The following is a 19,932-nucleotide window of genomic DNA, read 5'->3' as shown; positions in this document are numbered from 1 at the left end:
GTTAGCGTGAGTCACGAAGACCTCCGTGGACGTTGATGAGTGTGGTAACCCACATCGTCCCGGAGGTCTTCGCTATCCGCCCCAGCGTTCACAACCTCCCCAGGAACTACACCTAGCCGACCCGCCTGGCCGACCGGCCTACTCGACCCGCCTGGCCGACCGGCCTGGCCGACCGGCTCCACCGCGGGCACGGGCCCGCCCGCGTCAGAGCTTGCGCAGCAGGACGTTCGCGACCGAGTGGTCCGCGTCCTTCCGCAGCACGAGCGTCGCGCGCGACCGGGTGGGGCGGATGTTCTGCTCGAGGTTCGGCTCGTTGATGGCCGACCAGATGCCGCGTGCGCGCGCCACCGCCTCGGCCGGGCTGAGCTCCGCGTACCGGTGGAAGTAGGAGCGCGGGTTGCTGAACGCCCCGCGCTGGAGGCTGAGGAACCGCTCCTCGTACCACTGCGCGATGTCGTGGGTGCGGGCGTCGACGTAGATCGAGAAGTCGAAGAGGTCGCTCACGGCGAGCTTGGCGCCCGATGCCGCCGGCTGGAGCACGTTGAGCCCCTCGATGATGAGCACGTCCGGCTGGCGCACGACGACCTCGGCGCCGGGGACGATGTCGTACGCGAGGTGCGAGTAGAACGGCGCGCGCACCTCGGGCACCCCGCTCTTGACCTGCGTGACGAACCGCAAGAGCGCCCGCCGGTCGTACGACTCGGGGAAGCCCTTCCGCTCCATGAGGCCCCGGCGCTCGAGCTCCGCGTTGGGGTGCAGGAAGCCGTCGGTCGTCACGAGCTCGACGCGCGGGGTGTCGTCCCAGCGCGCGAGCATCTCGCGGAGGAGCCGGGCGACGGTCGACTTGCCGACGGCCACGGATCCCGCGACGCCGATGATGAACGGCGTGCTCTTCGCGCGCTCGCCGAGGAACGCGCTCGTGTCCCGGTGCAGCTTCTTCGTGCCCGTGACGTAGAGGTTGAGCAGTCGGCTGAGCGGGAGGTAGACGTCCTCCACCTCGCGCATGTCGAGGCGGTCGCCGATGCCGCGCAGCTGCACCAGCTCGGTCTCCCGCAGCGGGAGGTGCGTGGCGGGGGCGAGGGCCGCCCAGTCGGCGCGGGCGATCTCGACGAACGGGGAGACGTGGCCGTGGCTCGTCGGGGATCCCGTCGCGGTGTCGGCCATGGCGTCCCATCCTATGGCTGGCCCGGGGCGCGCCCGGCGCGCAGGGCGCGGACGGATCCCCGAGGAGGCGACGGTAAAGTCGGTCCCTATGTGCGGAATCGTGGGATACGTCGGTGAGTCCAAGAGCCTCGAGGTGCTCCTCGGGGGGCTGCGGAGGCTGGAGTACCGCGGATACGACTCCGCGGGCGTCGCGGTGCTCGACGCCGACGGCACGCTCGGCGTCCGCAAGCGCGCCGGCAAGCTCGACCGCCTGCTCGAGGACCTCGAGGCGTCGCCGCTGCCGAACGGATCCACCGGCATCGGCCACACGCGCTGGGCCACGCACGGCGGCCCCACCGACCGCAACGCGCACCCGCACCTGGGCGACGACGGCAAGCTCGCGCTCATCCACAACGGGATCATCGAGAACTTCGCGGAGCTCAAGGACGACCTCCTCGCGGACGGCTACACCTTCGAGAGCGACACGGACACGGAGGTCGCCGCGCGCCTCCTCGGCCGCGAGTACGGCATCACGCAGGACCTGGAGCAGGCGTTCCGCAACACCGTGAGCCGGCTGGAGGGCGCGTTCACGCTCCTCGCCGTGCACCGCGACCAGCCCGGACTCGTCGTCGGCGCCCGCCGCAACTCCCCGCTCGTCATCGGGCTGGGCGACGGCGAGAACTTCCTCGGATCCGACGTCGCCGCGTTCGTGGAGTTCACGCGCCGCGCGGTCGCCATCGGCCAGGACCAGATGGTCGCCATCCGCCCCGACTCCGTCACGGTCACCGACTTCCACGGCGCGCCCGTGGAGACGCACGAGTTCGAGATCGCGTGGGACGCCTCCGCCAGCGAGAAGGGCGGCTGGTCGAGCTTCATGGCGAAGGAGATCAGCGAGGGCCCGGATGCGGTGGCCAACACCCTCCGCGGCCGCATCGTCGATGGCGTCGTCGTGCTGCCCGACCTCGACGCGATCGGCGAGGTCGACCTCGCGGACATCTCGCGCATCGTCATCGTCGCGTGCGGCACGGCCGCCTACTCCGGCATCCTCGGCAAGTACGCCATCGAGAAGTGGGCGCGCGTCCCCGTGGAGGTCGAGCTCGCGCACGAGTTCCGCTACCGCGACCCCGTGCTCGACGCGACGACGCTCGTCATCTCCATCAGCCAGTCCGGCGAGACCATGGACACGCTGCTGGCCGTCCGCTACGCCCGCGAGGCCGGCGCCCGCGTCCTCTCCATCTGCAACACGCAGGGCGCCACCATCCCCCGCGAGTCCGAGGCCGTCGTCTACACGCACGCGGGTCCCGAGGTCGCGGTCGCGTCGACGAAGGCGTTCGTCGCGCAGGTCGCCGCGCTGTACCTCTTCGGACTGCACCTCGCGCGCATCCGCGGAACGCTGTCGGCCGACGAGATCGTCGCGAACACCGAGGAGCTGCTCGCCGTGCCGGAGAAGCTCGCCACGGTCGTGGAGCAGGGCGAGAGGATCAGCCAGCTCGCGAAGTGGATGGCCGACACGCGCGCCGTGCTCTTCCTCGGCCGCAACGTCGGGTTCCCGGTCGCGCTCGAGGGTGCGCTGAAGCTCAAGGAGCTCGCCTACATCCACGCCGAGGGCTTCGCCGCGGGCGAGCTCAAGCACGGGCCCATCGCGCTCATCGAGCCGGGGCAGCCCGTCTTCGTGATCGTGCCGAGCCCCGTGCACCAGCTCGCGCTGCACAAGAAGGTCATCTCCAACATCGAGGAGATCCGCGCGCGCGGCGCCCGGGTCATCGCGATCGCCGAGCAGGGCGACGCGTTCGTCCTGCCGCACGCCGACGAGGTCATCCCGATCCCGCTCGCCGCGCCGCTGTTCGAGCCGCTGCTGGCCGTCACGCCGCTGCAGATCTTCGCCATGGAGCTCGCCGCCGCAAAGGGGCTCGACGTCGACCAGCCGCGCAACCTCGCCAAGTCCGTCACCGTCGAGTGATCGCGGCGGCGTGATCAGGGGCATCGGCGTCGACGTGGTCGACGTGGCGCGCTTCGCCCGGAGCGCCGAGCGCACTCCGGGTCTCGTGCCGCGCCTGTTCGCGCCCGCCGAGCGGTCCCTGCCCACGCGCTCGCTGGCGGCGAGGTTCGCGGCCAAGGAGGCGCTCATCAAGGCGCTCGGCGGACCCGGCGGCATCAGCTGGCAGGACATGGAGGTCGTCCGCGACGCCCACGGCGACCCGTCGTTCCAGGTGGGCGGGGCCGTCGCGCGGGTCGCGGCCGCGCGTGGGGTGACGCGGATCCACCTGAGCATGAGCCACGACGCCGGCCTCGCGACCGCGTTCGTCGTGACCGAGGGGGAGGGCGCATGACCGACGAGGCGACCGTCCAGGTCCCCGCCGCGCTCCGCCGCGAGGCGCGCATCGACCTCGGGGCGATCTCGACGAACGTGCGCACGCTGCGTGCCGCGGCGGGCGCGCCGCTCGTGATGGCGGTGGTCAAGGCCGACGGCTACGGGCACGGCGCGGTCGCGTCGGCGCGCGCCGCGCTCGCGGGCGGTGCCGACCGGCTCGGCGTGGTCGACATCCGTGAGGCGCTCGCTCTGCGGGCGGCCGGGATCGAGGCGCCGATCCTCACCTGGATGCACGCGCCCTACGCCGACTTCGCGACCGCGATCGAGGCCGGCATCGACCTCGGGCTCAACAGCCTGCGCCAGGTGCGCGAGGCCGCGGAGGCCGCGCGTCGCGTGGGCCGCACCGCGGAGGTGCACCTCAAGGTCGACACCGGCCTCGGCCGCAACGGCGTGACCCCGGCGGAGTGGCCGGGCGTCGTCGCCGAGGTCGCGGCGCTCGTCGCGGAGGGCCGGATCCACCTCGGCGGCGTCTTCAGCCACCTCGCCAACGCGGGCGAGGACGAGGACCGGGCGCAGGTCCGCGCGTTCCACGAGGCCGTCGACGTCGTCCGGGCCGCGGGGCTCGAGCCGGGGATCCGCCACCTGGCCGCCACCGCCGGAGCGCTGCGCGTACCCGAGGCGCGCCTCGACATGGTGCGCCTCGGGATCGGGATCTACGGCATCTCGCCGCTCGACGGCGTCACCTCGGCCGACCTCGGCCTCGTGCCGGCGATGACGCTCGTCGGCAGCGTCGTCGCCGTCAAGCGCGTGCCCGCCGACACGGGCGTCTCCTACGGCTACACGTACCGCACCACCAGCGCGACCACCCTCGCGCTCGTCTCGCTCGGGTTCGCCGACGGCGTGCCCCGGCTCGCGAGCAACCGCGCGCCCGTCGCGATCCACGGCGCGCGCTTCCGCGTGAGCGGCCGGATCGCCATGGACCAGTTCGTGGTCGACGTGGGCGACGGCGTCGTCGACGGCCGGCCCGTCGCGGTGGGCGACGACGCCGTCCTGTTCGGGGATCCCGCGACGGGCGCCCCCTCGGTGGAGGAGTGGGCCGAGGCGACCGGCACCATCGGCTACGAGATCGTCGCGCGCGTCGCCGGCCGCGTGACCCGGAGGCACTCCGCATGACCGAGCCCGCATCCGCGCCTGCGTCGGCCGGTCCCGTCGCGCCCGGCCGCCGCGCCGTGATCGACCTCGACGCGATCCGCCACAACGTCCGCACGCTCGCGGCGCTCGCCGCCCCCGCGCGCACCATGGTCGCCGTGAAGGCCGACGCCTACGGCCACGGCGCGCTGCAGGTCGCGCGCGCCGCCCTCGAGTCCGGCGCCGAGAGCCTGGCGGTCCTCGACGTCGCGTCCGCCGTCGAGCTCCGTCGCGCCGGCATCGACGCACGCCTCCTCGCCTGGCTCCACGGCGTCGACACCGACTTCCGCGTCGCGGTGGAGGAGGAGATCGACCTCGGCGTCTCCGCGCTGTGGGAGCTGAAGCGCATCGCCGCCGCGGGGCGCGCTACGGGGATCCGCGCCCGCGTGCACCTCAAGGCCGACACGGGCCTCAGCCGCAACGGCGCCACCCCGGAGCTCTGGCCCGACCTCGTGCGCGCCGCCGTCGCCGCCGACTCCGCGGGCGAGCTGACCCTGCACGCCCTCTGGTCGCACCTCGCGGACGCGTCTCCCGAGGACGACGACGCCGCGCTCGCCCGCTTCCGCGAGGCCGTGCGCGTGGCCGAGGAGCTGGGCGCGCGTCCGGTCGAGAAGCACCTGGCGGCGAGCTCCGCGGGGATCCGCCTGCCCGCCGCGCGCTTCGACATGGTGCGCTTCGGCATCGCCGTCTACGGCATCTCGCCGTTCGACGACCGCTCCGGCCGCGACCTCGGCCTCATCCCCGCGATGACGCTCGAGGCCGACGTCGTCTCCGTCAAGCGCGTCGAGGCCGGGCACGGCGTCTCGTACGGCCTCGACCACCGCACCGCCGGACCGTCGACGCTCGTGCTCGTGCCGCTCGGGTACGCCGACGGGATCCCGCGCATCGCCGCCCCGCGCGCCTCCGTCCTCCTCAACGGCCGCCGCTTCCCGGTCGCCGGCCGCATCGCCATGGACCAGCTCGTGCTCGACGTCGGCGACCTGCCCGTCGAGGTCGGCGACACCGCGGTGATCCTCGGCCCCGGCGACCGCGGCGAGCCCACCGCCGAGGAGTGGGCCGGCTGGGCCGAGACCATCGGCGACGAGATCGTGACCCGGGTGGGGCCGCGCGTCGACCGCGTGCACCTGCACGAGCGGGCGGACGCCGACGACCCGGACGGCGGAGGCGCCGCCGCCAACGGCGCGACCGCCGAGGTCCTCTCCGACGAGCTCGTCCCCGTCGCCACCACCGACGATATGGAGGAGCTCGGCCGCGCCGTCGCGCGCGAGCTGGGCGCGGGCGACCTCGTCGTCCTGTCCGGCCCGCTGGGCGCCGGCAAGACCACGTTCACGCGCGGGCTCGGCGCCGGCCTCGGCGTGCGCGGCCCCGTCACGAGCCCCACCTTCGTCCTCGCGCGCACGCACCCGAGCCTCGTCGACGGTCCACCGCTCGTGCACGTGGACGCCTACCGCCTGGCCGACGCCCGCGAGCTCGACGACCTCGACATCGACTTCGCGCGCTCCGTCGTGGTGGTCGAGTGGGGCGAGGGCAAGCTCGACGGCGTCGCGGAGGAGTGGTGGGAGCTCGCGATCGCGCGGCCCACGGGTGCGGGGGACGCGGATCCCGACGCGGCCGACGGCGGGCATGACGGCGCCCACGACGCCTCCGACCCGGACGCCGCCCCGGAGGAGCCCCGCACCGTCCGCATCCGGCGGCTCCGCGCGCGCCCCCGCGCCTAGACTCGTCCAGTGCTCCTCGCGATCGACACCTCCGCAGGCACGGGCGTCGCCGTCATCGACCCCGACGGCCGCGTCCTCGCCGAGCGCCAGGAGGCGGACACCATGCGGCACGCCGAGGTCATCGGCACGCTGCTCGACGAGTGCCTCACCGCCTCCGGCATCGAGCGCTGCGACGTCCGCGCGGTCGTCGCGGGCATGGGCCCCGGCCCCTTCACCGGCCTCCGGGTCGGCATCGCCGCGGCCCGCGTGCTCGCGACCGGCCTGGACGTGCGCGTGATCCCCGTGGTCAGCCACGACGCCGTCGCCCACGACCACTACGCGGCGGGCGGCACCGGATCCCTCGTGGTCGTCACCGACGCGCGCCGCCGCGAGCTGTACTGGTCCGTCTACCGCGAGCCCGTCGACGGCGGCGTCGCCGAGCGCACGGCCGGCCCCGGCCTCAGCAAGCCGGACGACGTGCCGGTCGCCGACCACCGCATCGACGCGGCGGCCGTGAGCGCGGCCTCCCTCGCGCAGGTCGCCCGCCGGATGGACGAGCTCGACCTGCCCTTCGCGGCCGACGAGGCGCTCTACCTCCGCTCGCCCGACGTCACCGTCTCCGCCGGCCCGAAGCGGGTCACCTCGTGAGCGTCCTGTTCCGCCGCGCGGAGGTCGCCGACCTGCCCGCGCTGATGCACCTCGAGACCACCACGTTCGTCTCCGACGCCTGGTCGGCGGACGCGATGCGCGGCGAGCTGACCGCTCGCCACGGCTGGTATGTCGTGGCCGTCGACGAGGCAGACGGCGCGATCCTCGGCTACGCCGGCCTCTCCTGCCCGCGCGGCGCGCACGCCGCCGACGTCCAGACCATCGCCGTCGCCGACGGCAGCCGAGGCCGCGGCATCGGCCGCGCCCTGCTCACCCGGCTCGTCGCGGAGGCGCACGCCCGCGGTGCGCGCGAGGTGCTGCTCGAGGTGCGCGCCGACAACCCGGTCGCGCAGGCCCTGTACGCGTCCCTCGGGTTCGAGGCCATCGCCGTCCGCCCGCACTACTACCAGCCGGACGACGTCGACGCCGTCGTGATGCGCGCCGCCCTCGCCGCGACGCCGCCCGCGGTCGCGGAGCCGCGGGACGCCCCCGCCGAGCGCGCCGGATCCACCGTCCCGCACGCGCCAGCGCACGCCGACGGGGATGCCGCCCCCGACGCCGGCCCCCTCGTCCTCGGCATCGAGACCTCGTGCGACGAGACGGGCATCGGGATCGTCCGCGGCCAGACGCTCCTCGCCAACGTCATCTCCAGCTCCATGGACGAGCACGCGCGCTACGGCGGCGTCGTGCCCGAGGTCGCCGCCCGCGCGCACCTCGAGGCGCTGACCCCCGCGATCGACGCGGCGCTCGCCGAGGCCGGCGTCGCCCTCCGCGACCTCGACGCGGTCGCCGTCACCGCGGGCCCCGGCCTCTCCGGCGCGCTCATGGTCGGGGTCGGCGCGGCGAAGGCGCTCGCCGTGGCCCTCGACATCCCGCTGCACGGGGTGAACCACCTCGTCGGCCACGTGGGCGCCGACCTCCTCAGCACCGACGGCAGACCCGGCGTCCCGCTCGAGACCCCGAGCATCGCGCTCCTCGTCTCCGGCGGCCATACCTCGCTCCTCCTCGTGCGCGACCTGGTGGACGACGTCGAGCTCCTCGGCGAGACCATCGACGACGCCGCGGGCGAGGCGTTCGACAAGGTCGCGCGCGTGCTCGGCCTGCCCTACCCGGGCGGCCCGCACATCGACCGGGTCGCGGCCGACGGCGACCCGAAGGCGATCCGCTTCCCGCGCGGCCTCTCCCTCCCCAAGGACATGGAGCGCCACCGCTACGACTTCTCGTTCTCCGGACTCAAGACCGCGGTCGCCCGCTGGGTCGAGAAGCGCCAGGATGCCGGCGAGCCCGTGCCCGTGGCGGACGTCGCCGCGAGCTTCCGCGAGGCCGTCGTCGACGTGCTGCTCACGAAGGCGGTCGCCGCGTGCGTCGACCACGGGATCCCGCGCCTGCTGCTCGGCGGCGGCGTCGTCGCGAACGCGCGCGTGCGGGAGCTGGCGGCGGAGCGGTGCCGGGCGGCGGGCATCGAGCTGCGGATCCCGCCCCTGTCGCTCTGCACCGACAACGGCGCGATGATCGCGGCCCTCGGCGCGCGCCTCATCGAGTCGGGCCGCGCGCCGTCCGGTCTCGCGTTCGGCGCCGACTCGACGCTCCCCGTCACCGTCGTCCAGGTCGACTGACCCTTCCGACGCCCCCATTACGGGGACCTTTCGCGGCTATTTCCCGAACAGGAGAATCCCGTGGCACGATGCACGGTATGTTCCCAGGGACGAAAGGAACGACTATGACCGATCCGCAGAACCCGGACCGCTCCAACGACGGCTTCCCTCCCGCGCCGAGCCAGCCGGCCTACCCGGCCGCTCCCGCCGCCGGATCCGACTCGCCCTACGCGGCGCCGTACCAGCCCGGCCAGGGTGGTGCGCCCAAGAAGGGCCTCGCCATCACGTCGATGGTGCTCGGCATCGTGTGCGTGGTCCTGTCGCTCCCGCTGTGGTTCCTCACGTTCTTCGTGGGCATCGCGGCGATCATCACGGGTGTCCTCGCGCGCAAGCGCAACCCCGGGACCAAGGGCTTCTGGCTCACCGGCATCATCCTCGGCATCGTCGGCGTGCTCGTCAGCATCATCGTGGTCCTCGTCGTCGTCGTGTTCGTGAACACCGCGATCCAGACCGGCGAGATCAACGGCACCCCGATCCCGACGGCGCCGTAGCCCGCAGAGCTCGCACCACCCGCATCACGTCGTCGCGGCCGTCCCCTCGGGGCGGCCGCGTCATCGCGTCCGGGGCCGACGGACCCGCCTCAGCCCGCGTCGACCCCGTGCCGGTCCGCGAGGATCGCCACCCGTCGCCCGCCGACCCGCGTCGCGATGAGCGTCGCCGAGCCGTCGCCCTTCAGCTGCAGCCGCGTCCGCAGCCGCGCCGGATCCACGTCGACCCCGCGCTTCTTGATCTCCAGCGTGCCGATCCCACGAGCCCGCAGCTCCCGCTTCAGCCGCTGCTCGTCGAGCGGCAGCACCTCGCGCACCCGGAAGCCGCGCGCGAACGGCGTCGCCTGCTCCCGGTCGGACGTGATCCACGCGATGCCCTCACCGACCATGCGCCCGTCGAGCGACCGCGCGAGGTCGCCGATGAGCCGTGCGCGGATCACCGCCCCGTCCGGCTCGTACAGGTGCTCGCCCAGCTCGCCGAGCTCGGCATCCTCGCTGTCGGCCGCCGACGTCAGCTCCGCCTGCGATCCGCTGCTGATCAGGAGCGCCGCCCGTCGCACGCCGTCGCGCCGGGTCGGCCCGAACCAGAGGCCCATCTCCACGGCCTGCCCGTCGACCGAGACCCACTGCGCCTCCGCCTCCGCGGGGATGAGGTCGCGGTCGAGGCCCGGCCCGAGCTTGATGCCCGCGGCCCGTCCCGCCGCCAGCTCGAACGCCGCGGAGAGCGTGGGGGAGTAGGCGTCCGGATCCGAGATGCGGCGGGTCGACGAGTGCCCGTCGGTGCGCCGGGCGGGGTCGAGGTACACGCCGTCGACGCGACCGGCGCTGAAGGCCTCCGCCGTGCCCTGCTCGACCTCGGCCTCGGGGAACGGCGCGAGGTTCCATCCGGCGACCGCGGCGGTCACCTCGTCGCGCTCGACGGCCGTGACGCGGATCCCGATGGCCGCCATCGCCATCGCGTCCCCGCCGATCCCGCAGCCGAGGTCGGCGACGTGCGCCACGCCCGCCTGCTGGAAGCGCCCCGCGTGCTGCGCGGCGACCGGCAGCCGGGTCGCCTGCTCGAGCCCCGCCTCCGTGAAGAGCATGCGCGCGGCGAAGTCGCCGAACTTCGCCCTGGCCCGGGCCCGCAGGCGCGACTGCGTGAGGACCGCGCGCACGAGCGCGGGGGAGTACCCCTCACCGCGCAGCGCGCTCACCATCCGCACCATGTCGTCCCCCGGCGCGGGCTCGGGGAGGGAGTCGAGCAGGCGGAGCCCCTCGAGCGAGAGCACCTCGCGGAGGTCGGTCTGATCCATCCGCCCACCGTACCGGGGCACCTCTGCACCGATTGGCACTCGCGTTGCGCGAGTGCAAGCGCGGCCCGTAGAATCTCACCTGGCACTCTCCCCTGGGGATTGCCAATCAGTCTTGTCCCGTACGCCAAGAAGGAAGAGGTCAACCGTGTCGGTCTCCATCAAGCCGCTCGAGGATCGCATCGTCATCCAGCAGGTCGAAGCCGAGCAGACCACCGCGTCTGGTCTGGTCATCCCCGACACCGCCAAGGAGAAGCCCCAGGAGGGCGAGGTCGTGGCCGTGGGCCCCGGCCGCATCGACGACAACGGCAACCGCGTCCCGCTCGACGTCGCCGTGGGCGACAAGGTCATCTACTCCAAGTACGGCGGAACCGAGGTCAAGTACGACGGCCAGGACCTCCTCGTCCTCTCGGCGCGCGACGTGCTCGCCGTCATCGAGCGCTGACGCTCCGCCTCAGCGACACCGCACCACCGCACCACCCGGGAGCCCGGCCGACACGATTCGGCCGGGCTCTCGTGCGTCCGCGCCCCACCCGCCATCGCGGGCATCCCGCGTCCGCGGCGCTAGCCTCGTGAGGTGACGCGCCCCACCCCGGAGTCCTCGACCCGCACCGGCCTGATCGCCGCCGTCGGCGCGTACGGCCTGTGGGGCGTCCTCCCCGTCTTCTTCCTGCTGCTCGTGCCGGCCGGCGCGTTCGAGATCGTGGGCTGGCGGATCCTCTTCTCGCTCGTCGTCTGCGCGATCGTCATCACGGCCGCCCGGCGCTGGTCGCGCGTGGTCGCCATCGTGCGCCGCCCGCGCATCTTCCTGGGCCTCGGCCTCGCCGGGCACCTGATCCTCGTCAACTGGACGGTCTACGTCTACGGCACGCTCTCCGGCCACGTCGTCGAGACGGCGCTGGGGTACTTCATCAACCCGATCGTCACGGTGCTGCTCGGCGTGATCCTCCTGCGCGAGCGCCTCCGCCCGCTGCAGTGGGCCGCCGTGTGCCTCTCGGCCGTCGCGGTGGCGGTCATCGCCGTCGGCTACGGGCAGCTGCCGTGGGTGTCGCTCGCGCTCGCCGGGTCGTTCGGGCTCTACGGGCTGGTGAAGAAGCGCGTGAGCGGGGGCGCGGACGCGCTCTCCGGCCTCGCGCTCGAGACCGCGTGGCTGGTGCCGGCCGCGACTGCCATGCTCGTGATCACGGGCGCGGGCGCCGGGCTCACCATCGGCACGGTGTCGCCCGGCCACACGCTGCTGCTGGTCAGCACGGGCGTCGTCACCGCGGGCCCGCTCCTGCCGTTCGGATTCGCCGCCGGACGCCTGCCGCTCTCCGTGATCGGGCTCACGCAGTACCTGGCCCCGCTGCTGCAATTCGCGTTCGGGGTGTTCGTGCTGCACGAGGCCATGCCGCCCGAGCGGTGGGCCGGATTCGCGATCGTCTGGGCGGCGCTCGTGCTGCTCACGATCGACATGGTCCGCGCGTCCCGCAGGCCGATCACTCCCGTGGTGCGTCGGCAGATGGATCCGGCGGTCGTGGACGGCATCTGATTCGGATCCCGTCGCGCATTCCGTGAATGGTAACGATCGGGTCGCGTTACACGACGGAAATGCCGATGCATTGTGCCCGTCTCATCCGCGCCATAGGGTCGCACCAGGCGAGGCGCGCATTCGCGTGCCTCCTGCATCACATTCCCGAGCATCACCACACACATCCATAAGGAGCACCATGAGCGCATTCGGCAGGGCTTCGGCCTCCCGCTCACGATCCCGCACCGCCCTCAGCGCCGTCACCATCGCGGTGGCCGGCGCCCTCGTCCTCGCCGGCTGCTCCGGCGGCAGCGGCGATGGAGGCGGCACCACGGGCGACGGCGGCCTGGACCTCAAGGTCGGCACGATCCTGCCGCAGACGGGCAGCCTGGCGGTCCTCGGCCCGCCCGAGTTCGCCGGCGTGCACCTCGCCGAGGACGACATCAACGCCGCCAAGGCCGGCATCACGATGACCGTGACCGACAAGGACTCGGGCGACGCCACCACCGACATCGCCAGCCAGTCGGCCACGTCGCTCATCGCGGACGGGAACAGCGCCATCATCGGCGCCGCGTCCTCGGGTGTCTCGAAGACCTTCATCGACCAGGTCGTGTCGGCGAACGTCGTCCAGCTCTCGCCGGCGAACACGGCTCCGGAGTTCAGCACGTACAAGGACAACGGCTACTACTGGCGCACCGCCCCGTCCGACGTGCTCCAGGGCCGCATCCTCGGCAACAAGATCCTGCAGGACGGCAAGACGAACGTCTCGATCCTCTACATGAACGACGCGTACGGGAAGGGCCTCCGCGAGAACATCAAGAAGACTCTCGAGGCCGGTGGCGCGTCCATCGCCGCCGAGGCCACCTTCGAGCCGTCGAGCACCGACTTCAACAGCGCGATCACGTCGGTTCTCGCGCCGAACCCGGACGCCCTGGTCGTCATCTCCTTCGACGAGATCAAGACCATCGCCGACCAGCTGGCGTCGAAGGGCTTCGACTTCAGCAACTTCTACGGCACGGACGGCAACTACGGCGTCATCAAGGAGACCGACACCAACGTCGACATCGCGGGTGCGCAGTTCACGAACCCCGGCGTCGAGGCCAAGGAGGACTTCCAGGGCCGCCTGCAGGACATGGTGAAGGCCGACGGCGACCCCGCCCTCTCGGTCTTCAGCTATGCCGCGGAGTCGTACGACGGCACCACGCTCCTCGCGCTCGCCGCGCTCCAGGGCAAGGCCACCGACGGCCCGACGCTGAAGGACAACCTCCAGTCGGTCTCGGAGGGCGGTACGAAGTGCACGACCTTCGCGGACTGCGCCAAGCTCATCGAGGCGGGCACCGACATCGACTACGACGGCATCTCCGGGCCGATCACGTTCGATGAGAACGGCGACCCGACCGAGGCGTACGTCTCCGTGTACAAGTACGGCACGGGCAACAAGGCGACGTTCTCCGAGCAGGTCTACGGCAAGCTCGACTAGCACCCGCACCACGCACGGCTGAGGGCCCGGTCCGCATGGACCGGGCCCTTCGGCGTCCCGGGTGCCGATGCCGTCGCATGCACCCCGGACACGACGACGCGGCACCCCGGGGGATGCCGCGTCGTGTCGTGCGTGAGCCGGGATCAGGGCTGGGGTGCCGCCTTGGCCTTCTCCTGGTCGGCCGCGAGCGTGCCGAGGTACAGCTCGATGACCTTCGGGTCGTTCATGAGCTCGCGCCCGCGGCCCTCGTACGCGTCCTTGCCCTGGTCGAGCACGTAGCCGCGGTCGCAGATCTGCAGGGCGCGGCGGGCGTTCTGCTCCACGATCATGACGGAGACGCCCGCGCGGTTGATCTGCGCGACGTTGATGAACGTCTCGTCCTGGCGCACGGGGGAGAGGCCGGCGGACGGCTCGTCGAGGAGCAGCACCGTCGGGTCCATCATGAGCGCGCGCGACATGGCGACCATCTGCCGCTCGCCGCCCGAGAGGGATCCGGCGCGCTGCTTCAGCCGCTTGCCGAGCTCCGGGAACAGGTCGGTGACGAACGCCAGCCGCTCCTTGTACATCTTGGGCTTCTGGTAGGCGCCCATCTGCAGGTTCTCGTCGATCGTGAGCGTGGGGAACACGTTGTTGTTCTGCGGCACCATGCCGACCCCGCGCGTGACGAGCTTGTCGGCCTTGAGGCCCGTGATGTCCTGGCCGTTCAGCTCGATGCTGCCGCCGCGCACGTTCACCTGCCCGAAGATCGCCTTCAGCAGCGTGGACTTGCCGGCGCCGTTCGGGCCGATGATGCCGACCAGCTCGCCCTTGTCGACGTGCACGTTGCACCCGTTGAGGATGTTGACCCCGGGCAGATAGCCCGCGTGGAGGTCGGTGGTCTGGAGGACCCGCTCGATCGTCACTTGTCTGCCGCTTCCTTCTCGATCTCGTCCTTGACGAGGTCGGACTCCATGTCCTTCGCCACCTCGCGCTGGCCCGTGAGGGTGCCGAGGTCGGTGTCGTGGTGGGCGCCGAGGTAGGCGTCGATGACGGCCGGGTCGCTCATCACGGTCGAGGGCGGGCCCTCGGCGACGATGCGGCCCTCGGCCATGACGACCACCCAGTCGGCGATCTCGTTGACCATGTGCATGTCGTGCTCGACGAACAGCACGGTCATGCCCTCGGTCTTGAGGTCGAGGATGTGGTGGAGCAGCGACTGCGTGAGCGCCGGGTTGACGCCGGCCATGGGCTCGTCGAGCATCACGAGGTCGGGCTTCGTCATGAGCGCGCGCGCCATCTCGAGGAGCTTGCGCTGACCGCCGGAGAGGCTGTCCGCGTAGTCCTCCTCCTTGGTGTCGAGCTTGAACTTCCGCAGGAGCCCGCGGGCGCGCTCCGTGATCTCCTCCTCCTTCTTGCGCCAGAGGGGGCGGATCAGGGCGGAGAAGAAGCTCTCACCGCCCTGGCCGGTGGCACCGAGGCGCATGTTCTCCAGCACGGTCATGCCGCCGAGTGCCTTGGTGAGCTGGAAGGTGCGCACCATGCCGAGCCGGGCGACGCGGTAGGCGCTCATGCCGGCGAGGTCCTTCCCCGAGAACTCCCACGTGCCGGTGTTGGGCTTGTCGAAGCCGGTCAGCAGGTTGAAGAACGTGGTCTTGCCGGCGCCGTTCGGGCCGATGAGGGCCGTGATGGAGCCGCGCGGGATCTCGAGGTGGTCGACGTCGACCGCCTTGAGGCCGCCGAACTGCCGGCTGACGCCGTGCGCGACGATGATGGGGTCCTTCTTGGCGCATCCCGGCCCGGCGTCGCCGTCGAGGATGGATGCCACCGGGGTCTTGTCAGGCAAAGTGCGTCTCCTTCTTCTTCCCGAAGATGCCCTGTGGTCGGAAGATCACGAGCAGCATGAGCGCGACGCCCACGATGATGAAGCGGATCGGGCCCTGCTGCGTGCTCGAGAGCGGCAGCCATTCGTTGGTCACGGCGAGGCTGAGCAGGCCGTCCGAGAGCGACAGCGTGACCCAGAAGATGATCGAGCCGATGACCGGCCCGAAGATCGTGGCCGCACCGCCCAGCAGCATGATCGTGTAGAGGAAGAAGGTGAGCTGCGTGCCGTAGTTGTCCGGCTGCAGCGACCTGGGGAGGATGAAGACCACGCCCGCCAGCCCGCCGAACACGCCGCCGAGCACGAGCGCCTGCATCTTGTAGGAGTAGACGTTCTTGCCGAGCGCGCGGACCGCGTCCTCGTCCTCGCGCACGCCCTTCAGCACGCGGCCCCAGGGGCTGCGCATGAGGAGGAACACCAGCAGGCAGGCGATGCCGACGAGGCCCCAGCCGACGATGCGGATCCACCACTGGTCGGAGGAGTAGGTGAGGACGCCGGCGCCGAAGCGGCCCTCGGGCAGCGGGTTCAGCGCGTTGAAGCCGTTTGCCGCGCCGTTGATGCCCTCCGAGCCGCCGGTGACCGACGAGAACTCGGGTGTCTTGACGCTCAACCGGATGATCTCGGCCGCGGCGATGGTCACGATGCTCAGGTAGTCGGCCCGCAAGCGCAGGGTCGGGATGCCGAGGATCAGCGCGAACACGGTGGAGGCGACGATCGCCGCCAGCAGCGACGCCCAGACGGGCCATTCGTACATGACCGCCGTGATGGCGAACGCGTATCCGCCGATAGCCATGAAGCCGGCCTGGCCGAAGTTCAGCAGGCCCGTGAAGCCGAAGTGGATCACGAGGCCGACGGTCGCGAGCGCGTACGCCGCGGTGGTCGGCGAGAAGATCTCGCCGAGCGCCAGGAAGATGAAGTTGGAGTTCATGCGCGGCTAACCGATCCGATCTTTCCGACCCAGGATGCCCTGGGGCCTGACGAGCAGGATGACGATCATGACCACGAGAGCGGCCACGTACTTCATGTTCTCGGGCAGGACCATGGTGCTGACGTTGATGAAGACGCCGATCACGATCGAGCCGATGAGCGCGCCGAACGCCGTGCCGAGTCCGCCGAGGACGACGGCCGAGAAGACGAGCAGCAGGATGGACGCGCCCGTGTCCCAGCGCAGCGACTGGTAGTAGGCGATGAAGACGCCGGACAGCGCGGCCAGCGCGGCCCCGCCGATCCAGACCACGCGGATCACGCCCTCCACGTCGATGCCCGACGCGGCCGCGAGCGAGCGGTTGTCGGAGACGGCGCGGGTGGCCTTGCCGATCTTCGTGTAGAGCAGCACGTACGCGACGGCGACGAGCAGCACGATCGAGACGATCGCGCCGACCACGTCGGTGAACTTGAGGCTGACGGGCCCGACGACGAGGAACGGCGCCGAGCTGTTCGGGAGCGTCAACCGGTCGGCGCCGAAGATGAACTGGAAGGTGTAGCGCAGGGCGAGCGACAGGCCGATGGTGACGATCATCAGCGGCACGAGCCCGAGCCGCCTCCGCCGCAGGGGCTTCCAGATCGCCGCGTCCTGCACGAACCCGAAGGCCCCGCCGAGGACGACCGTGATGATGATCGCGAGCACCGGGTTGAGGCCGAGCACGTTGCTGAAGAGGTAGGCCATGAGCGCGCCGAAGGTGACGAGCTCGCCGTGCGCGAAGTTGTTGAGGCCCGTGGTGCCGTAGATGAGGGAGAGGCCGATCGCGGCGAGCGCGAGCAGCAGGCCGAAGATCAGGCCCGTCACGACCTTGGGCCAGAAGATCTTCCAGAAGTTGTTCTCGGTCACGGGCTCCGCGGTGCCGCTGACGGCGCCCGTCTCGGTGTCCGGCGCGGCGGTCTCGCCGCCGGTGGATGTGCCCGCGTCGTCGCTGGCGCTCGGCGCGGGCGTGGAACCCGCCGCACCGCTGGCCGCGCCGTCCGGGGCGATGAAGAAGAAGGCCGGGACGTTCTTGTTGCCTGCGGCGACGTCGATCTCGCGGGGGCTGGAGCCCGCCCGGGGCACCCCGGCGCCCTCGGGGATGGTGGACTCGTCGACCTCGACCGTGAAGGAGCCCGGCGCGCTGAGGCCGACCTCGGCCTTGCCGTCCGCGCCGGTCGTGCCGGTGGCCTCGACGCCGCCGCCCGAGACCTTCACCGTGACACCGGCGATGCCCGCATTGTCGGCGTCCGCCCGGACCCACACGAGCAGCGACTGCTCGGCGGACGCCGGGTCGACCGCCTGGGGCGCGGCGCGTGGATCCGCGTGCGCCGCCGACGGGGACGAGAGGAGAAGTGCGGTGCAGGCGAACGCCACCGCGAGAATCAGGGCCCACATGCGCTGCGCGCGTGCTCCGGCCGAACCAGTCGCTATCACTAGACCTCCATAGGGGGAGCCGTGCGACGGGTACATCCGCACAGGCACCGCGACTACCGTCAGGACGACGTTGGTTGACAGTACGTGCTGATTATGTCCTGGATGTTTCGGGCGTGTGCGGCGTGGAGACGTGATATGTGGGGAATGCGGGTGGGTGCGCACCGTTAACATCGGTACACCGGTTGCCGACGCGGTCCCCCGGGTGCCCCATCCGCCTCACATCCCCCTGGAGGGAAATTGGACCAGTCCGACCCGTTCGGCGTCATCGGCCTCACCTACGACGACGTGATGCTCCTGCCGGGGCACACCGACGTGATCCCGAGCGAGGCGGACACCACGTCCCGCCTCACGCGCAACATCACCGTCGCCGCTCCTCTCCTCTCCTCCGCGATGGACACCGTCACCGAGGCGCGCATGGCCATCGCGATGGCGCGTCAGGGCGGGCTCGGGGTCATCCACCGCAACCTCTCCATCGAGGACCAGGCCGCCTTCGTCGACAAGGTGAAGCGCAGCGAGTCGGGCATGATCACGAACCCGGTCACCACGCGCCCCGACGCCACGGTCGCCGAGGTGGACGCGCTCTGCGGCCAGTTCTGCGTCTCCGGCCTCCCGGTCGTCGAGTCCGACGGCACGCTCGTTGGCATCATCACGAACCGCGACATGCGCTTCGTCTCGCCCGTGCAGGCTGCCACGACGCTCGTGCGCGACGTGATGACCCCCACCCCGCTCATCACGGGCCAGGTCGGCATCGACCCCGACCACGCCATCGCGATCTTCGCGGAGCACAAGATCGAGAAGCTCCCGCTGGTCGACGACCAGGGCAAGCTGCGCGGCCTCATCACGGTCAAGGACTTCGACAAGTCGGAGCAGTACCCGGACGCGACGAAGGACGCCGAGGGGCGCCTCCGCGTCGGCGCGGCCATCGGGTTCTTCGGCGACGCGTGGCAGCGCGCGCTCGCGCTGGTCGAGGCCGGCGTCGACGTGCTCGTGGTCGACACGGCCAACGGCGACAGCAAGGGCGTGCTCGACATCATCCGCCGCCTGAAGTCCGACCCGGCCACGTCGCACGTCGATGTGATCGGCGGCAACGTCGCCACCCGCTCGGGCGCGCAGGCGCTCATCGAGGCGGGAGCGGACGCGATCAAGGTGGGTGTCGGCCCCGGGTCGATCTGCACCACGCGCGTCGTCGCGGGCGTCGGCGTCCCCCAGGTCACCGCGGTCTACGAGGCGTCGCTCGCCGCGCGCGCCGCGGGCATCCCCGTCATCGCCGACGGCGGCCTGCAGTACTCGGGCGACATCGCGAAGGCGCTCGTCGCCGGCGCCGACACCGTCATGCTCGGCAGCCTGCTCGCGGGCTGCGACGAGAGCCCCGGCGACCTCATGTTCGTCGGCGGCAAGCAGTTCAAGAGCTACCGGGGGATGGGTTCGCTCGGCGCCCTGCAGACCCGCGGCTCGAAGACCTCGTACTCGAAGGACCGCTACTTCCAGTCCGACGTGCCGAACGACGACAAGCTCATCCCCGAGGGCATCGAGGGCCAGGTCCCCTACCGCGGATCCCTCGCGAACGTCGTGTACCAGCTCACCGGCGGCCTCCGGCAGTCGATGTTCTACGTCGGCGCCCGCACGGTCGGCGAGCTCAAGGACCGCGGGCGCTTCGTGCGGATCACGGCGGCCGGGCTCAAGGAGTCGCACCCGCACGACGTGCAGATGGTGGTCGAGGCGCCCAACTACCGGCGCTGATGAGGTGAGCCGCGCGGATCCCGCGCGGTGGTGACGAGGGACCGGTGCCGTGCGCACCGGCCCCTCGCGCGTGCGGGGGCTCCCTCACAGGACCCGCCTCCGGCCGCGTGCCCGGCGGGTCGCTGCCGGGCGGGTCCCCGGCCCGCTCGCGGCGCGACACTGCCCGCATGCAACCGACCCCGCCGTCGCCCGCCGTCCGTCCGCTCGAGGCCGCGACCCTCGGGCCACCCGGGGTGGCGTTGATTCTCTCGGGGATCCTGCCCGTGTCGCCCACGGAAGCCGTGCGTGAGGAGGAGCGCGCGGAGGCCGCGGCCGTCGCCCGGGCGGAGGCCCGCGGCGAGCTCGTGCGGGTGCGGGCCGGGGTCCATGTGGAGCGCGCGGCCTGGGAGGCGGTGACGGCGTGCGAGCGGCACCTGCTGCGGATCCGCGCGCTCGCCCGGGTGTCCCCGGCGCCCGTGGTGGTCGGCGGCGCCTCGGCCGCCGCCGTGCACGGCCTGCCGCGCGTCACGCCGTGGCCGCAGGCGGTG

The 19,932-nt window shown here is 72.0% G+C and carries 17 protein-coding genes and 1 pseudogene; 12 read left to right on the top strand and 6 right to left on the bottom strand.

All coding sequences use genetic code 11. The features are described 5' to 3' along the window. Positions 1-204: 204 nt before the first annotated feature. Entirely contained in the window at positions 205-1,164 is a 960-nt protein-coding gene (gene coaA / locus HDR73_RS14930; RefSeq protein WP_012297961.1) for a type I pantothenate kinase, read from the bottom strand. An 88-nt stretch (positions 1,165-1,252) separates the two neighbouring features. Between coaA and glmS the strand changes: the two genes are divergently transcribed. From glmS to HDR73_RS14895, 7 genes are all read left to right on the top strand, one after another. After that, a complete protein-coding gene (gene glmS, locus HDR73_RS14925) occupies positions 1,253-3,103 on the top strand; it encodes a glutamine--fructose-6-phosphate transaminase (isomerizing) (protein ID WP_012297962.1) in 1,851 nt (616 codons plus the stop codon). 10 nt (positions 3,104-3,113) lie between these two features. Next, positions 3,114-3,473, top strand: coding sequence for a holo-ACP synthase (locus tag HDR73_RS14920; protein ID WP_012297963.1), 360 nt, complete (start codon positions 3,114-3,116; stop codon positions 3,471-3,473). Beyond that, the gene (gene alr, locus HDR73_RS14915; RefSeq protein ID WP_012297964.1) at positions 3,470-4,627 is read left to right on the top strand and encodes an alanine racemase; all 1,158 of its coding nucleotides are present in this window, start codon (positions 3,470-3,472) and stop codon (positions 4,625-4,627) included. The genes HDR73_RS14920 and alr (HDR73_RS14915) overlap by 4 nt, the downstream gene beginning before the upstream one ends. Continuing rightward, positions 4,624-6,360 (top strand): alanine racemase, encoded by a 1,737-nt coding sequence (gene alr / locus HDR73_RS14910; RefSeq protein ID WP_012297965.1) that lies wholly within the window; start codon positions 4,624-4,626, stop codon positions 6,358-6,360. Before alr (HDR73_RS14915) ends, alr (HDR73_RS14910) begins: the two co-directional genes overlap by 4 nt. 9 nt (positions 6,361-6,369) lie before the next feature. After that, positions 6,370-6,987 (top strand): tRNA (adenosine(37)-N6)-threonylcarbamoyltransferase complex dimerization subunit type 1 TsaB, encoded by a 618-nt coding sequence (gene tsaB, locus HDR73_RS14905; RefSeq protein WP_012297966.1) that lies wholly within the window; start codon positions 6,370-6,372, stop codon positions 6,985-6,987. Continuing rightward, positions 6,984-8,603, top strand: a complete 1,620-nt coding sequence (gene tsaD, locus HDR73_RS14900) for a tRNA (adenosine(37)-N6)-threonylcarbamoyltransferase complex transferase subunit TsaD (RefSeq protein ID WP_012297967.1) — start codon at positions 6,984-6,986, stop codon at positions 8,601-8,603. The genes tsaB and tsaD overlap by 4 nt, the downstream gene beginning before the upstream one ends. A gap of 104 nt (positions 8,604-8,707) precedes the next feature. Then, entirely contained in the window at positions 8,708-9,133 is a 426-nt protein-coding gene (locus tag HDR73_RS14895) for a DUF4190 domain-containing protein (protein ID WP_012297968.1), read from the top strand. Positions 9,134-9,222: 89 nt separating this feature from the next. Here the strand turns inward: HDR73_RS14895 and HDR73_RS14890 are convergent, their stop codons facing one another. Then, positions 9,223-10,425: a class I SAM-dependent methyltransferase gene (locus HDR73_RS14890; RefSeq protein ID WP_041464332.1), complete on the bottom strand. Its 1,203-nt coding sequence runs from the start codon at positions 10,423-10,425 to the stop codon at positions 9,223-9,225. Positions 10,426-10,570: 145 nt separating this feature from the next. Between HDR73_RS14890 and groES the strand changes: the two genes are divergently transcribed. The 3 genes from groES (at position 10,571) to HDR73_RS14875 (ending at position 13,412) form a co-directional block, all read left to right on the top strand. Next, positions 10,571-10,867, top strand: coding sequence for a co-chaperone GroES (groES, locus tag HDR73_RS14885; RefSeq protein ID WP_012039257.1), 297 nt, complete (start codon positions 10,571-10,573; stop codon positions 10,865-10,867). Positions 10,868-10,999: 132 nt separating this feature from the next. Continuing rightward, entirely contained in the window at positions 11,000-11,953 is a 954-nt protein-coding gene (gene rarD / locus HDR73_RS14880) for an EamA family transporter RarD (RefSeq protein WP_012297971.1), read from the top strand. Positions 11,954-12,131: 178 nt separating this feature from the next. After that, entirely contained in the window at positions 12,132-13,412 is a 1,281-nt protein-coding gene (locus HDR73_RS14875; protein ID WP_012297972.1) for an ABC transporter substrate-binding protein, read from the top strand. Positions 13,413-13,555: 143 nt separating this feature from the next. Here the strand turns inward: HDR73_RS14875 and HDR73_RS14870 are convergent, their stop codons facing one another. The 4 genes from HDR73_RS14870 to HDR73_RS14855 are packed head-to-tail and all read right to left on the bottom strand — an operon-like array spanning position 13,556 to position 17,626. After that, positions 13,556-14,314 (bottom strand): ABC transporter ATP-binding protein, encoded by a 759-nt coding sequence (locus HDR73_RS14870; RefSeq protein WP_041464333.1) that lies wholly within the window; start codon positions 14,312-14,314, stop codon positions 13,556-13,558. Beyond that, positions 14,311-15,234, bottom strand: coding sequence for an ABC transporter ATP-binding protein (locus HDR73_RS14865; RefSeq protein ID WP_012297974.1), 924 nt, complete (start codon positions 15,232-15,234; stop codon positions 14,311-14,313). Before HDR73_RS14865 ends, HDR73_RS14870 begins: the two co-directional genes overlap by 4 nt. Beyond that, positions 15,227-16,198 (bottom strand): branched-chain amino acid ABC transporter permease, encoded by a 972-nt coding sequence (locus HDR73_RS14860; protein ID WP_012297975.1) that lies wholly within the window; start codon positions 16,196-16,198, stop codon positions 15,227-15,229. The genes HDR73_RS14865 and HDR73_RS14860 overlap by 8 nt, the downstream gene beginning before the upstream one ends. Positions 16,199-16,204: 6 nt before the next feature. Next, positions 16,205-17,626 (bottom strand): branched-chain amino acid ABC transporter permease, encoded by a 1,422-nt coding sequence (locus tag HDR73_RS14855; RefSeq protein WP_041464334.1) that lies wholly within the window; start codon positions 17,624-17,626, stop codon positions 16,205-16,207. 276 nt (positions 17,627-17,902) lie between these two features. On the opposite strand from HDR73_RS14855, the gene guaB reads away from it, so the two are divergent. Together guaB and HDR73_RS14845 are read left to right on the top strand one after the other, a co-directional pair. Further along, on the top strand, positions 17,903-19,405 hold the full coding sequence (guaB, locus tag HDR73_RS14850) for an IMP dehydrogenase (protein WP_012297977.1): 1,503 nt from the start codon (positions 17,903-17,905) through the stop codon (positions 19,403-19,405). 167 nt (positions 19,406-19,572) lie between these two features. After that, positions 19,573-19,932 (top strand): annotated as a pseudogene (locus HDR73_RS14845) (hypothetical protein); the annotation flags it as partial.

This window comes from Clavibacter sp. (assembly GCF_014802555.1).
Taxonomy (GTDB): domain Bacteria; phylum Actinomycetota; class Actinomycetes; order Actinomycetales; family Microbacteriaceae; genus Clavibacter; species Clavibacter sepedonicus.
This window is presented reverse-complemented; position numbering and strand designations above follow the sequence as displayed.